The sequence below is a fragment of the Streptomyces hyaluromycini genome, from assembly GCF_002217755.1.
GTDB lineage: Bacteria > Actinomycetota > Actinomycetes > Streptomycetales > Streptomycetaceae > Streptomyces > Streptomyces hyaluromycini.
The window spans coordinates 432,359-446,124 of record NZ_BCFL01000022.1 but is presented as its reverse complement, the minus strand read 5'-3'; the positions used below and the strand labels follow the sequence as shown (position 1 = coordinate 446,124).

Genomic DNA, 13,766 nt, shown 5'->3' with positions numbered 1-13,766 from the left:
TATAGACCAATGAGTACACGAAAACTTTGTAGTGGGCAACCGACCGGTCGGGACAATGCCGGTCGCCGAACGAGAGAGTCGCCGTGCACAATTTCGCGAGCATCCTCGACTACCACGTGACCCAACGGCCGGACGCCGTGACCGTCGTCCAGGACGAACGGCAGCTGACCGTGCGCGAGCTGCATGAACGGGTCAATCAGCTGGCCGCCGGCCTGTCCGAACTCGGCGTGGGCCGGGGCGACATCGTGGGGCTGCTGCTGTACAACCGGCCGGAGTTCCTTGAGCTGGTGTACGCCGTCAACCGGATCGGGGCGGTTTTCCTGCCGCTGAACTACCGGCTGTCCGAAGACGAATGGCAGTACATCCTCGACCACGCCCGTGCCAAGGTGATCGTGACCGAGCCGGAGTTCGTCCCCGCCATGGCCAGGATCGACCCGGGCCTGGGCCACCTGGAACACCGGATCCAGCTCGACGCCGGTTCCACCGCGCCGCCGTGGACGGGTTACGAGGAACTGCTGGCCCGCCACAAGGGCGCCCGGGTGGAGCCGGTGGACGTGGTCCCGGGCGACCTGCAGCGTCTGATGTACACCTCCGGCACCACCTCACGGCCCAAAGGCGTGTGCATCACCTACGGGAACGTGCAGGCCAAGAACCTCGCCCACATCGTGCACTTCGGGCTGACCGCGGCGGACACCACGCTGGTCTGCGGCCCGCTGTACCACGTCGGAGGGCTGGACATGCCCGCCCTCGGAGTGCTGTACACGGGCGGCGCGGTCGTCCTGCAACGCAGGTTCGACCCGGAGGGCGTGCTGCGCGCGATCCAGGATCACAAGGTCACCAACGTGTGGCTGGCGCCGGCCATGGTCAACGCCGTCCTGGAGGTCCCGGACCGCGAGGCGTACGACACCGCGTCCGTGCGTTTCGTCCTGGGCGGCGGCGAGAAGACCCCCGAGCCGGTGCTGCGCCGGATCATGACCGCCTTCCCCAACGCCTGGTTCGCCGACGCCTACGGCCTGACCGAGACCGTCTCCGGTGACACCTTCCTCGACCGTGAGCACTCCCTGACCAAGCTCGGATCCGTCGGCCGCCCGGTGCCCCACACCCGGGTCCGCATCGTCGGCGACTCCGGCGAGGAAGCTCCCACGGGCGAGCTCGGCGAGATCACCCTGCGCGGCCCCAAGGTCTTCGCCGGCTACTGGCGCGACGAGCGGGCCACCGCCGCCGCCCTGAAAGACGGCTGGTTCCACACCGGTGACATCGGGCACGTCGACGAGGACGGCTTCCTCTATATAGACGACCGGAAGAAGGACATGATCGTCTCCGGCGGGGAGAACATCGCCACGCCCGAGGTCGAGCGGGTCCTGTACGAGCACCCCGCCGTCCTGGAAGCCGCCGTGGTCGGCCTGACGCACCCCCGCTGGGGTGAAGTCCCGCGCGCCTTCGTCGTCTTCCGGCCCGGTACCACGGCCGGGTCGGAGGAACTGGGCGAGTTCTGCCGGGCCCGCCTGGCCAAGTTCAAGGTGCCCGCCCGCTTCGACGTCGTCGACATGCTCCCCCGTACCCCCTCCGGCAAAGTCCTCAAGCGGACCTTGCGCGACATCCCCGTGGAGGAGCAGGCATGACCGACGACGTGAACACCCGTCTGCGCCTGGACGGCAAGACCGTATGGGTCACCGGAGCGGGAAAGGGCCTCGGCCGCGCCATGGCGGTGGCGCTCCACCAGGCGGGGGCCACCCTGGCCGTGACGGCACGCACCGCATCCGATCTGGAGCAGCTCTCCGGCGAACTGTCGACCCACGGCGGCAAGGTACTGGCCGTGCCCGCCTCCGTCTCCGACTCGGCCGCCGTACGGACGGCCGTCGGCCGCGTCGTCGAGTGGGCGGGCCGCCTCGACGTCGTGGTCAACTGCGCCGGCATCAGTCCGCACTTCACCCGCAGCGAGTACGTCACCGACGAGGACTGGCAGCAGGTCCTCGACGTGAACCTGGCGGGCACCTTCTACTGCTGCCGCGAAGCCGGGAAGGTGATGCTGGAGCAGGGCTCCGGGTCGATCGTCAACGTCTCGTCGGTGCACGCCGGCACCGGTTTCGAACGGATCGCCGCGTACGCCGCGAGCAAGGGCGGCGTCGAGGCGCTCACCAAGGCGCTCGCCGTCGAGTGGGCCGAACACGGGGTGCGTGTCAACACCCTCGCGCCCGGCTACTTCCGCACCGATCTCAGCTCCGGGCTGCTCGACAGCCGCTGGGGCGAACGGATCGTCCGCGGAACTCCCCTGGGCCGGGTCGGCGAAGCCGACGAGCTGGGCGGTGCCGCGGTCTTCCTCGCCTCGGACGCGTCCCGCTACATGACCGGCACCACGGTCACGGTCGACGGCGGCTGGACGGCCTGGTAGCGGGCGCGGTTCCGCAACCGACCCGCGCCACCACCGCCCCAGCGGCCATTCCTGACCAAACCATTGATTGTACCGACCGTTGGGTCTATTTTACGGGCAGCCACATCGCTGGTCAGGAGAGACCCGTATGTTCAATGAGGATCATGCGAGCAGCGGTGTCGCCGGTCGTCCTCCCCCGCGGGGCGCCGGCCGCACACACTCAAGCCCGCACCCGGGCCGCCCGGCCCGGACCCGCCGCAACACCCGCTCCGAGCGATCCCCGACACAGGGCTGCACAACGCAACGCGGACATTGAACGGCCCGGCACACCGCGCCCCAGATCCCGCACCCCAGCCCTTCCTCGCCGCCGTTCCGGCACCACGGCACCGACCGAGACGGTCGGTCAGGGCGGCGACAAGAGCCGACGAGCCCGCGTCGGCCCCGACCGGCCGGTTCCCTCCGCCGGTCCGGCCTGACACGGCACACCGAACGCCACAGCCGAGCCGCTCCCCTCTTTCCAGGCCGCGGTCACTCGGAACGGCACCATCCACAGGGATCGATCCCGCTCCCGGCGTCCCCCACGCCGCCCGGAACAAAGCCGCTCCCTGGACCTCCGCTCACCCACGGAAGGCCCTTCCATGTCCCAGACACAGACCACGCCACCCGAGACGTCGGAAAGATCCCGTTCGACCCCGCACAACGTGCTCATCGTCGTCGCCCTGTTGTGGGCCGTGCAGCTGGTGTCCCTCGTGGCCGCGCTGTCGGGCGTGACACAGGCCGCGGTCGCGATCCACTTCCAGACGACCCAGATCGCCTGGTTCACCCTGATGACCCTGCTGAGCGGGACCTTCTTCCTCCCCTTCGTGGTCAAGGGAGCGGCCCTGTTCGGCAAGAAGCGCGCCTTGGTCGTCGCCACCGCGCTGGGCCTCGTCGGAGACCTCGTCGCCGCCGTCGCCACCGACTACCGCACGCTGCTGATCGGGCGCGGCATCGCGGGCATCTACGTGGCGGCCACTCCGATCTGCTACGCCATCACCCGTGACGTCTTCCCCCGCCGTTGGGTCGGGCTGGCCAACGGGGTCATGGCCGGCGGTGTGGGGCTCGTCGCCTTCGGCGGCCCCTTCCTGTCCGGCTGGCTGCTCGACAACCACGGTTTCCGCGGCGTTCTGTGGTTCATGGCGATCAGCACGGCCGTGAGCCTGCTCCTGGTGACGTTCCTCGTCCCGGAGAGCCCCGTCCGCGAACGCGGCGGCCGGATGGACTGGGCCGGCGGAATCCTCCTCGGCGGCGGCGTCACCCTCATCGTCTACGCCGTGGGCGAGGGGGCGGACTGGGGCTGGGGCAGCGGCAAGTTCATCGGATTCGTCGTGGGTGCGGTGGTCGCGCTGATCGCCTTCCTGCTCGTCGAACGCCGGGTCGCCGAGCCGCTGTTCCCGCTGGCCATGACGCGGCGCCGCACCGTGTGGACGGCGTTGCTCGCCACCTCCGTGGCGGCCGGTTCGCTCAGCGCCGTCGGTGTGGTGATCCAGCTGCTGGTGCTGATGCCCAAGATCCCGCACGTCTCCGACGGCCTGGGCTGGTCCGGAACGCACAACGCCATCGTCACCAGCCCGATCAGCGTCATGATCATCGTGGGTGCCGTGGGGACGGGCATGCTCGCCCGCCGCCGGGACAGCCGGCTCCTGCTGGCCGTCGGCGCCGCGCTGGCCGTCCTCGGCTACGGCATCGGCACGCAGTACCACCACACCGCCGCCCAGATCATCTCCTGGGGCGTGGTCGCGGGACTCGGTACCGGCATCGTCGTCGCCGTCGTACCCATCATGATCATCGAAGTGGTCAGCCCGGAGGAGCAGGCTCTCGCCAACGGCGCGCAGAACCTCGCTCAGGGAGTGGCGCAGATCGTCGTCTCCCAGGTGGCCTACGTGGTGATGGCACAGCACGGAATGGTCCTGAAGGGCACTCAGTTCTACCTCGACAAGGGGTTCACCAACGGGATGTGGCTGGTCGTCGGCTGCTGTGCCCTCGGTGGACTGTGCGTCGCCCTGGTGCCGAAGGCCGAGCGTCTCCAGGACGCGGAGGTCGGCCAGGCCGCCTGATCCCGTCCCCCCGGTGTGATCACCGGGGTGTTCGTCCCAGGACCATGAGGTCGGCACGAGCGGAGGACCTCGACCGTACCGTGGCCTGAACGGGCTCCCGCACCGCTGCTCGCGGCGCGGGAGCCCGAACCCATGTCGGCGCGGGTACGCCCTGCCGGTCGTCGGCGGTCGATGCGGAGCCGTCCCGTCCCGGAAGTTCCGTACCGTTCGGCGGGCATCCACTGCGGGGCCGACTGCTCGACGCGGTGTTCTCACGGAGGCCCGGGGGGGGGAGGCGGTACAGCCTCTACGCCTCGGCTTGACCTTACCCTCGGGGGCAAGGTTTAGCGTTCGTCGAGGTGAGAGACATGCAGATCAGCGAGCTGGCCCGCCGGGCGGGTGTGACCACGAAGGCGGTGCGCTACTACGAATCGCTGGGGTTGATCACGCCCGAGCGGTTGGCCAACGGCTATCGGGACTACGGCGAGCACGACGTACGCCTTACGCAGGAGATCCGGGCGCTCGGCAGTCTCGGGATTCCCGTCGAGCGCACCCGCCCGTTCCTGGAGTGCCTCACGGCCGGCCACCGACATGCCGACGAGTGTCCGGCCTCGCTGGCCACCTACCGGGACGCGATCGACGAGCTCACCCAGCGGATCGAGGGGCTCACCGCCCGCCGGGCGGTACTCGTCACGCACCTGCACCAGGCCGCCCACCGGGGCGGCCGCCTCTCACCGGTCAACGAAGGAGAGGACCTGATGACCGACTACACCAGCCTGCCCGCCGACCTGCCCGTCCCCGAGGACGACGGCGCGGCTGCCCACCTGCCGGGCACGAAGCTGCCGCGCCTGGAACTCCCGGGCACCGACGGCGCGACCGTCCGCCTCGACGCGCTCGGCGCGGGACGCACCGTGATCTACGTCTACCCGCTCACCGGCCGCCCGGGCGTCGACCTGCCCGACGGCTGGGACTCGATCCCCGGGGCGCGCGGCTGCACCCCCGAGACCTGCGGCTTCCGCGATCACTACCAGGATCTCCTCGCCGCCGGCGCCGGCGGTGTGTTCGGCCTCTCCAGTCAGGAGACCGACTACCAGCGTGAGGTCGCGGAGCGGCTGCATCTGCCGTTCCAGATGCTCTCCGACCCGGCACGGAGCCTGGCACAGGAACTCGGCCTGCCCACCTTCGAGACCAACGGGCTGACGCTCTACAAGCGGTTGACCCTGATCGTCCGGGACGGCGTGATCGAGCACGTCTTCTACCCGGTCTTCCCCCCGAACGAACACGCCGCCCAGGTCCTGGCCTGGCTTCGGGACAACCCCCGGTAAATCGGGGTGATGCAGCCGGTCGCCGTGACGGTCAGTCTGTCTGCCGGCGGGGTTGGTGTGTTCCCGGGGTGTGTCCGAAGGCGCGGCGGAAAACGTCGATGAAGGCGCTGGCGGACGACCAGCCGCACAGGTGGGCCACGGTGGTGACCGGGGTGTCCTCGGCCAGCAGGACCAGGGCGCGGTACAGGCGCAGTTGGGTGCGCCACTGCGGGAAGGTCATGCCGAGGTCGGCCTTGAAGAGGCGGGAGAGGGTGCGGTCGCTGGCGCCGACTTCCCTGCCGAGGGCTGCCAGGGTGCGGTCGTCGGCGGGGTCGGTGCGCAGGATCTCGCAGACCGCCTTGAGCTGCGGGGTGGTCGGGGTGGGCAGGTGCAGGGGCTGCTGGGGCGAGGCCCTCAGCTGGTCGAGCAGCACGGCCCGCAGCCGCCCGCGTTCGGGACTCTCGTCGTGCGGGGTGTGGGTGCCGGCCGGTACCCAGATGGCGCGGGTGCCCGGCGCGATCCAGGTTCCGGTGCCGGTCGTCACGGCCAGCACGCCCCGGCCCGCGTAGACGATCTGGTGGTCGTCGTGGCGGTGGGCGTCGATGGCGGCTCCGGGCGCCAGCCACTGGGTACGGGTCGGCGCCACGGACTCGTGGCGGATTTCTGTCATTGCCTGGCAGTTTATCGGAAGCACGACATGTTGTCCGGCCGTGAGCATGGTGATGTGTCAAGGAACAGATCGATCACTCTGCTGTCGGTCGGCCATGCCTGTGTGGACATCTACCAGGGCGCGGTCGCCTCACTCGTCCCGTTCTTCGTCGCCGAGCGCGCCTACGGCTACGCGGCGGTGTCGGGCATCGTGCTCGCCGCGTCGGTGCTGTCCTCGGTGGCCCAGCCCGTGTTCGGCCTGCTCACCGATCGCTGGGCGATGCCCTGGATCCTGCCCGTGAGCACGGTCCTGGGCGGACTCGGCATCGCCCTGAGCGGGCTGAGCGGCTCCTACCAGCTGACGCTGGTGTCCGTGGCGGTGTCCGGCGTCGGGATCGCCGCCTACCATCCCGAGTCCGCCCGCATCGCCCGGCTCGTCAGCGCGGGCAGCCACAGCGCGATGGGCTGGTTCTCCGTCGGCGGCAACCTCGGTTTCGCCGCCGCGCCGCTCATGGTCACCGCCGTCGTCGCCTCCGGCGGCCTGCGCCTGTCGCCCCTGCTCGTACTGCCCGCCCTCGCCGGCAGCGTGCTCTGCCTGCCCGTCCTGCGCGCGCTGCATCAGAAGGCAGCCGTCGGCGGCCCCGACACCACCATCGGGGTGGGCACCGACGACAAGGCGTCGTTCGTGAAGCTGTCGCTGGCCGTGGTCTTCCGGTCCATCGTCTTCGTCGGCCTGAGCACCTTCATCTCGCTCTACGCCCGGCAGCGCACGGGCGGCGGTACGGCAGCCGGCACGGCGGCGCTGTCCGTGCTCTACGCCGGCGGCGCGCTGGGCTCCGTACTGGGCGGCAGCCTGGCCAACCGCTGGGACCGGGTCACCGTCGCCCGCTGGTCCTACCTCCTCACGGTCGCCGCCGTCGCGGGAACCGTGTTCGTCCCCGGCCCGCTGTTCTACGTGTTCGTGGCGCTGACCTCCGCCGGCCTGTACGTCCCGTTCTCCCTGCACGTCACCCTCGGCCAGGACTACCTGCCCACCCGCGTCGGCACCGCCGGCGGAGTCACCCTCGGACTGACCGTCAGCATCGGCGGCCTGGTCAGCCCCCTCATCGGCAGCATCGCCGACGCGACCTCCCTGCGCACGGCACTGGCCCCCCTGATCCTGATGCCCGTGCTGAGCTGGCTGCTGTTCCGCACCCTGCCCGAACCCGCCGCGCCGAAGCCCGTGGCGACGGCGCGGCGGACCGGGGACGGCACGGATGCGGCGGCTGCGCGGCGTTGACCCGCCCGCCGGAACGGGCCGGAGATGCGGAAAGGTACCGCGGGGCCGGGACGGAGCCCGGCCCCGGCTACCAGGTGACCGGCAGCTCCTTGATGCCGAAGGCGAGCGAGTCGGCCGGCCGGAAGGTGAGTTCCTCTCGGTCGACCGCGAGGCGCAGGGTCGGGACGCGGCGGTAGAGGGTGCCGTAGACGACCTGGAGCTCGATCCGGGCGAGTTGCTGGCCGAGGCACTGGTGGATGCCCCAGCCGAAGGCGTGGTGGTGGCTCGCCTTGCGGTCGAGGTCCAGCTTCTCCGGCTCGGGGAACGCCGTCGGGTCCCAGTTCCCGGCGGGCAGCGGGACGACGATGCCGTCGCCGGCCTCGATGCGTACGCCCTCGAACTCGAAGTCCTCCTTGGCGATCCGCCGCTGTCCGAACTGGGCGACGGTCAGATAGCGCAGGATCTCCTCGACCGCGCCCGCGACGGCCTTCGTGTCGTCGATCTCCCGCAACCGGGCCAGCTGTTCGGGGTTTTCGAGCAGCAGTGCGGTGCCCAGCGTGATCATGTTGGCGCTGGTCTCGTGCCCGGCGATCAGCAGGATCATCGAGAGCAGGGTCGCCTCGGGAAGGGTGAGGTCGCCGTCCTTGATCCGCGCGGCGAAGTCCGAGAGCACGTCGTCGCCGGGGTTCTCCATCTTCGTCTGCAGCAGCGCCGCCAGGTATCCGCCGAGCGCCTCGTTGGCCCGCCGGTCGTCCTCGGCGGTCTTGTCGCTGCGGGTGGCGAAGGAGGCGTTCTCCTGGAAGAAGTCGTGGTCCTCGTACGGCACTCCGAGCAGCGCGCAGATCATCAGCGAGGGCAGCGGCAGCGACAGCGCGGTCACCAGGTCCACCGGCTTGGGACCGGCCAGCATCTTGTCGATCAGCTCGTCGGTGAACCGCTGGATCTCCGGCCGCAGCGCCTCCATCCGCGGTCGGGTGAACGGCCGGGTCATCATGCGGCGGATGCGGGTGTGGTCCGCGCCGTCCGCGTTGAAGATGGTCAGCGGATAGTGCTGGACGTTCTCGGCCATCGCCCGGTTGGGCAGCGGGAATCCGGGCTGTTTGTCGTCCGAGCTCACCCGTGGGTCGGAGAGTATCGCGCGCTGGGCGGCGTGGCCCGTGACCAGCCAGGGGGTGCTGCCGTCCCAGATCCGGCCGCGGGTCACGGGAGCCTTCTCGTTCAGAGCGCGCAGTCCGGGCGGCGGGGCGAACGGGCACTTGGCGTCCCGGTCGTCCTGGTAGTCGTAAATCCGTTCGTCGAGGGCGGGTTTGATGTCGGCCTCGGCCATGGTCTTTCCTCCAGGGGGAAGTGGGGGATGGGGGAAAATCGGGGGCGGGACGGAGACTGCTCCGCCACGCGGACGGCCGGCCAGGTCAGTCCGCCAGCGCCTCGCGAGCGGCGGTTCGGGCGGCCACCGCACGCGGGAAACCGGTGTAGCCGCTGGAGTGGTAGACGACCTCCGCGATCTCGTCCCGTGTCAGTCCGTTGGTCAGCGCGACACGGACGTGGGTCTTCAGCTCGCTCTCCGCCCCCAGGGCGATGAGGATGCCCAGGGTGACCAGGCTCCGATCGCGCGGGGCCAGTCCCTCGCGAGCCCACAACGACCCCCAGACACTGGTGAGGCCGATGTCGACGAGGTCCTCGCCGATGCGCCCGTCGCGCAGGTCGACCTCGCCCTCGGGGAAGACGCCCGGCAGGGCCGCCCGCATGGCCGTCCAGCCCGCTGCCCTGAGATCGGCTGCTCCCTCAACGTCTTTGTCGGTCATGACTCGCTCCCGTTGTGCGGCTTCGCATCCTTGAGCGAAAAATAGAATAGCCGGTCGATACAATAAACACCTCGTGGATGGCACAGATGACACGACGGACGGATCCTCGCGTGCCGGACCGGTCCCACTCGGCCGCTGTCGATCGTCCCCGTCTCTCCCGGTCAGTGGGACGGCCCCGGGCGGCGGGCACACCGAAGCGCCTACCGTCGCGCACATGGAGGAACCGGGGCCCTGGCCGCCCCGGACTGACCAGCGTGAAGGAGAGAGTCGGATGGGAGTTCATTCGCTCGGGTACTTGAGGCTCGAGTCCAACGACATCGAGAAGTGGAAGGCTTTCGGAGCCGACTTCCTCGGGCTCATGCCGGTCGAGGGCGGCGGCTCCGAGTCGCTGTCCTTCCGGATGGACGACTACCCGGCTCGTATCGTCGTCTCCCCGGGCGCCCAGCCCGGAATGGCGGCGATCGGCTTCGAGGTCCTGGACGAGCGCGAGCTCGAACGCCTGGTCGCGGACGTCGAGAAGGCCGGAATCAAGGTGACGCCCGGCACCGAGGCCGAGGCGGCGGACCGCAAGGTCACCGGCTTCGTCAAGTTCAACGACCCGGGCGGCAACCCGGTCGAGCTCTTCTACGGCACCGTCCTCGACCACGTGCCCGTGCACACCCCGCTGGTGTCGAAGTTCGTCACCGGGGACATGGGGTTCGGACACGCGATCGTGTCCGCCGAGGACGCACGGACCACGTTCGAGTTCTACGTCAACGTGCTCGGCTTCATCGAGCGGAACACCATGCGCTCGCCGGGCGGCACGACCTGGTTCATGGGCTGCAATCCCCGGCACCACACCCTCGGCGTCACCCCGATGCCGGGCCCCGGGCGCCTGCTGCACTTCATGGTCGAGGCGGCGACGCTGGACGACGTCGGACGCGCCCTGGACCGGGCCGGCAAGTACGAGGTGCCGATGATGCACAGCCTCGGCAAGCACACGAACGACCACATGGTGTCGTTCTACGTGTGGTCACCGGAGAACTATGCCGTGGAGTTCGGCTGGAACGGCCTGAAGGTGCCGGAGCCGGTCCCCGTCTACGAGATCACCGACGGCGCGTTCTGGGGGCACCACTTCACGCCGCCGCCGCAGCCGGCCGGCTGAGCGACCGGACATGCGCGAGCCCCACGGCCCGAGGCCGTGGGGCTCGTGCGTTCACGGCGTCACCCTGTGGTGATCGCTCGTTCCGGGCAGGCCGACTCTCCGTCCCGGGCTGCCTCTTCCAGGTCCTCGGGGACGTCTCCGTCGTAGGGCAGTGCATAACCGTCGTCGTCGAGACGGAAGAGTCCGGGCGCCGCTGCCGCGCATCGCGCGTGCCCGGAGCACTGCGCCGCATCGATGGTGATCTTCACTCAGCTACTCCGTTCTACCGGGCTTGCTTCGATATTCAGGATACTTATTTATCGGGCGAAGGGACGGGGGCCGAGGGTCGAGGGGGGCGTCGGGATCAGTGCCACCAGGGCATGAGCGCGTCCAGGTGACGGCGCATGCGGTGCCGTGCCACCCCGGCGTCCTCCTGCAGGATCGCGTCGAGGATGCGCTGGTGGACGTGGCGCACCTCGTCCGCGGCCGTGTCACCGGGCAGGGGCCGGTCGTGGCCGGACGCGTGCCGGCGGAACAGTTCGGTGATGATGTCGAGGAAGAGCGACAGCACCGGGTTGCCGGCCAGGGCCGCGAGCTCGGAGTGGAAGAGGTCGGCCTTGCGGGGCTCTCCGGCCGGCCCCTCCGTGGTCCACCGCACGGCCTTGGACAGGCGCTCGGCGACCTCCGTGTCGCCCTCGGCGTGCCGGGCGGTCACCCTGGCGACGACGCCGAGTTCGATGGCGTTACGGACGATTCGCAGGTCGTCGGCCGTGACGCCCTGGTATTCGAGGAAGAGCGCCATCGTGTCGACACTGGCCCGGGGCTCGGGCTCCGTGACGATCAGCCCGCCGCCCGGGCCCCGGCGCATCCGGGCGACCGAGTGGTACTCAAGGAGCCGGACGGCCTCGCGCAGCACGGCCCTGCTGACGCCGTACCTGGCCAACAGGTCCGCCTCCGAGCCGAGCACCGTCCCGATCCGCCGGCCCCGCGCGGCGATGTCGTCATGGATCCGGGCCGCCACGACCTCGGCGAGCTTGGCCCTCGGGCCCTCGACCGGTTCGGGTTCGACGACGTTCCCCTCGACGCGCCGGCCGCGGCGCACGCGGTGCTTCGCGACCCAGGCGGTCACCGACTCCAGGTGCGCGGTGAGCTCCGCCTGGGCACGGGCACCGTCGTCGGCGATCACGGCGTCGACGACCGCGCGATGCTCCCGGTGCGAGAACTCCTTCGCTTCGCGCGTCTCCGCCCTGGAGAGCCGACGGGAGGTGTGCGCGTACCGGGCGGTGAGGCGGGTGAGAACGTCGATGAACAGGTGCAGCACGGGATTGCCCGACAGCTCGCCGAGCAGCGGGTGGAGTGGTTCCTGCGAGTGGACCGACGGGTCGTCCAGGTGCCTGAGTTCGTCGTCGAGCGCCGTGCGGAGGGTGGCGATCCCGTCCTCGGTGAGGCGCCCGGCCGCGAGTCCCGCGGCGATGGGCTCCAGCAGCAGGCGGGCCTGGAGCAGGTCCGTGACGCCGGTGCCGACGTACTCGAGATAGATCACCACGGCCCGGGTCGCCGGTCCGGCGTCGGGGGCGCGGACGATCAGGCCGCCGCCCGGGCCGCGCCGCATCCTCGCGACCTGGTGGTGCTCGACCAGTCGAACGGCCTCGCGCAGCACGGCGCGGCTCACGTCCAGGCTTTCCCGCAGGTCCGCTTCGGAGCCCAGTGACTCGCCGACCGGCCAGCCCCGGCGGATCACGGTGGCCTCGATACGCAGTGCGGTCTGCGCGGCGAGTTTGCCGACCGCGGCAGGGGTCTCGCCGTCGGCGAACTCGCGATCGACGGCAGTCGCCATGGGTCACTCCTCCGGTGGCTCTCGCGGCTCCCGAGTCTATGCGTCACCGCACCGGAGGGACGAGACGGTGCCGCGAATGGAGTGCCCTCATTTCGCGGCCGCACCGCGAGCCCGCTCAGCCACGCCACTCCAGGCGGAGCGACTTGATGCCGTACATGTTGCCGTGCTGCCAGAGATCCTGACCGGGCGCGATCCGGTAGTCGGGGATGCGGCGGTGCCACTCCTCGACCGCCACGTTGAGTTCGAGGCGGGCGAGGTGCGACCCCAGGCAGCGATGGGGACCCGAGCCGAACGCGATGTGGTTGACGGCCTTGCGACGCAGGTCCACTTCGCTCGGGTTGTCGAACCGGTCCGGATCGCGGTTGGTGACCGCCAGCGGGAGCATCACCATCTCGCCCGCCCGCACCGGACAGCCGCCGACCTCGACGTCCCGCGTCGCCTTCCGCGCCGGGACGACGAAGGAGTAGACCCGGAGGGTCTCCTCCACGCCGGTGGCGATGAGCGAGGGGTCGGCGACGATCTCCCGGCGCTGCTCCGGATGCGTCGCGAAGTGGTACAGCGCCCAGCCGATGGAGATCGGGACCGTGTCCAGGCCGGCCTGGAAGAGGAGGATGCAGAAGGCGTGCATGTCGCGGTCGTTGATCGGTGTGCCGTCGACGGTCCAGGCCATGGCGTGGGAGAGCAGGTCGTCGCGCGGGGCCGAACGGCGTAGCGTGATCTGTTCCTCGAAGTACGCCGACACCGCTCGCATGGCGGCCAGCCGCCTGCTGCCGTCCGGGTCCTCGCTGTGGGAGAGGTGCAGCAGTTCGTGCACCCAGTCCAGGAAGGTGGGCAGATCCTCCTCGGGCAGCCCCATCAGGCGCATGAAGATCAGGGTCGGGAAACGGCGCGCGAACTCGTCGAGGACGTCGGCGCCGGCACGCTCCTTCAGCGCGTCGATCAGATCGCCCGCGACCCTGCGGATCTCCGGCTCGCGGGCCGCGACGGTCTTCGGGGAGAAGTAGTGGCCGAGCAGCCGCCGCCACACGGTGTGCACGGGCGGGTCCAGCATCTCGGGGATCCACAGGAACGTCGGATCCGGATCGAGCGCCGTCACCGACTTGTTGGAGAAGGTGCGCCAGTCCTGGAGCGCCTTCTGCACCGCCGGGCCGTCCGTGACGACCCAGTGGCCGCGGGCGACGGTGCTGCGGAAGCCCGAGTGCGCGGCGGCCATCTCGTCCCAGCGGTTCTGATGGCTGAGCACCGGCCCGCCGAGCCGGTTGTCGAAGTGGTAGGCGGCGACACCGTCGTGGGTTCCGTCGGGTTCGAGTGTCGTGGTCATCGCGACTCCTCTCGTCGTACGTTC

The 13,766-nt window shown here is 70.2% G+C and carries 12 protein-coding genes; 6 read left to right on the top strand and 6 right to left on the bottom strand.

All coding sequences use genetic code 11. The features are described from left to right. Positions 1–83: 83 nt before the first annotated feature. From SSP29_RS28805 to SSP29_RS28790, 4 genes are all read left to right on the top strand, one after another. A complete protein-coding gene (locus SSP29_RS28805) occupies positions 84–1,622 on the top strand; it encodes an acyl-CoA synthetase (RefSeq protein WP_089103712.1) in 1,539 nt (512 codons plus the stop codon). After that, on the top strand, positions 1,619–2,392 hold the full coding sequence (locus tag SSP29_RS28800; protein WP_089103711.1) for an SDR family NAD(P)-dependent oxidoreductase: 774 nt from the start codon (positions 1,619–1,621) through the stop codon (positions 2,390–2,392). The genes SSP29_RS28805 and SSP29_RS28800 overlap by 4 nt, the downstream gene beginning before the upstream one ends. A gap of 617 nt (positions 2,393–3,009) precedes the next feature. Further along, positions 3,010–4,467 (top strand): MFS transporter, encoded by a 1,458-nt coding sequence (locus SSP29_RS28795; protein WP_089103710.1) that lies wholly within the window; start codon positions 3,010–3,012, stop codon positions 4,465–4,467. 347 nt (positions 4,468–4,814) lie between these two features. Next, on the top strand, positions 4,815–5,771 hold the full coding sequence (locus SSP29_RS28790; RefSeq protein WP_089103709.1) for a redoxin family protein: 957 nt from the start codon (positions 4,815–4,817) through the stop codon (positions 5,769–5,771). A 31-nt stretch (positions 5,772–5,802) separates the two neighbouring features. On the opposite strand, the gene SSP29_RS28785 is transcribed toward SSP29_RS28790, so the two are convergent. Beyond that, positions 5,803–6,420, bottom strand: coding sequence for a helix-turn-helix transcriptional regulator (locus SSP29_RS28785; RefSeq protein WP_089103708.1), 618 nt, complete (start codon positions 6,418–6,420; stop codon positions 5,803–5,805). A gap of 54 nt (positions 6,421–6,474) precedes the next feature. Here SSP29_RS28785 and SSP29_RS28780 point away from each other — a divergent pair, with 54 nt between their 5' ends. After that, a complete protein-coding gene (locus tag SSP29_RS28780) occupies positions 6,475–7,677 on the top strand; it encodes an MFS transporter (protein WP_089103707.1) in 1,203 nt (400 codons plus the stop codon). Between the two features lie 67 nt (positions 7,678–7,744). Here the strand turns inward: SSP29_RS28780 and SSP29_RS28775 are convergent, their stop codons facing one another. Then, entirely contained in the window at positions 7,745–8,983 is a 1,239-nt protein-coding gene (locus SSP29_RS28775; protein WP_089103706.1) for a cytochrome P450, read from the bottom strand. Positions 8,984–9,068: 85 nt separating this feature from the next. Further along, the gene (locus SSP29_RS56610) at positions 9,069–9,461 is read right to left on the bottom strand and encodes a carboxymuconolactone decarboxylase family protein (RefSeq protein WP_089103705.1); all 393 of its coding nucleotides are present in this window, start codon (positions 9,459–9,461) and stop codon (positions 9,069–9,071) included. Positions 9,462–9,756: 295 nt separating this feature from the next. Between SSP29_RS56610 and SSP29_RS28765 the strand changes: the two genes are divergently transcribed. After that, complete coding sequence (locus SSP29_RS28765; protein WP_245883258.1) at positions 9,757–10,605, top strand: VOC family protein; 849 nt, start codon at positions 9,757–9,759, stop codon at positions 10,603–10,605. 59 nt (positions 10,606–10,664) lie between these two features. Here the strand turns inward: SSP29_RS28765 and SSP29_RS28760 are convergent, their stop codons facing one another. The 3 genes from SSP29_RS28760 to SSP29_RS28750 all read right to left on the bottom strand — a co-directional run bounded on the left by SSP29_RS28760 (position 10,665) and on the right by SSP29_RS28750 (position 13,742). After that, on the bottom strand, positions 10,665–10,853 hold the full coding sequence (locus SSP29_RS28760) for a ferredoxin (protein ID WP_089103703.1): 189 nt from the start codon (positions 10,851–10,853) through the stop codon (positions 10,665–10,667). Between the two features lie 95 nt (positions 10,854–10,948). Beyond that, entirely contained in the window at positions 10,949–12,421 is a 1,473-nt protein-coding gene (locus tag SSP29_RS28755) for a FadR/GntR family transcriptional regulator (RefSeq protein WP_089103702.1), read from the bottom strand. Positions 12,422–12,536: 115 nt separating this feature from the next. Next, positions 12,537–13,742 (bottom strand): cytochrome P450, encoded by a 1,206-nt coding sequence (locus SSP29_RS28750; RefSeq protein WP_089103701.1) that lies wholly within the window; start codon positions 13,740–13,742, stop codon positions 12,537–12,539. Between the last annotated feature and the right edge of the window lie 24 nt (positions 13,743–13,766).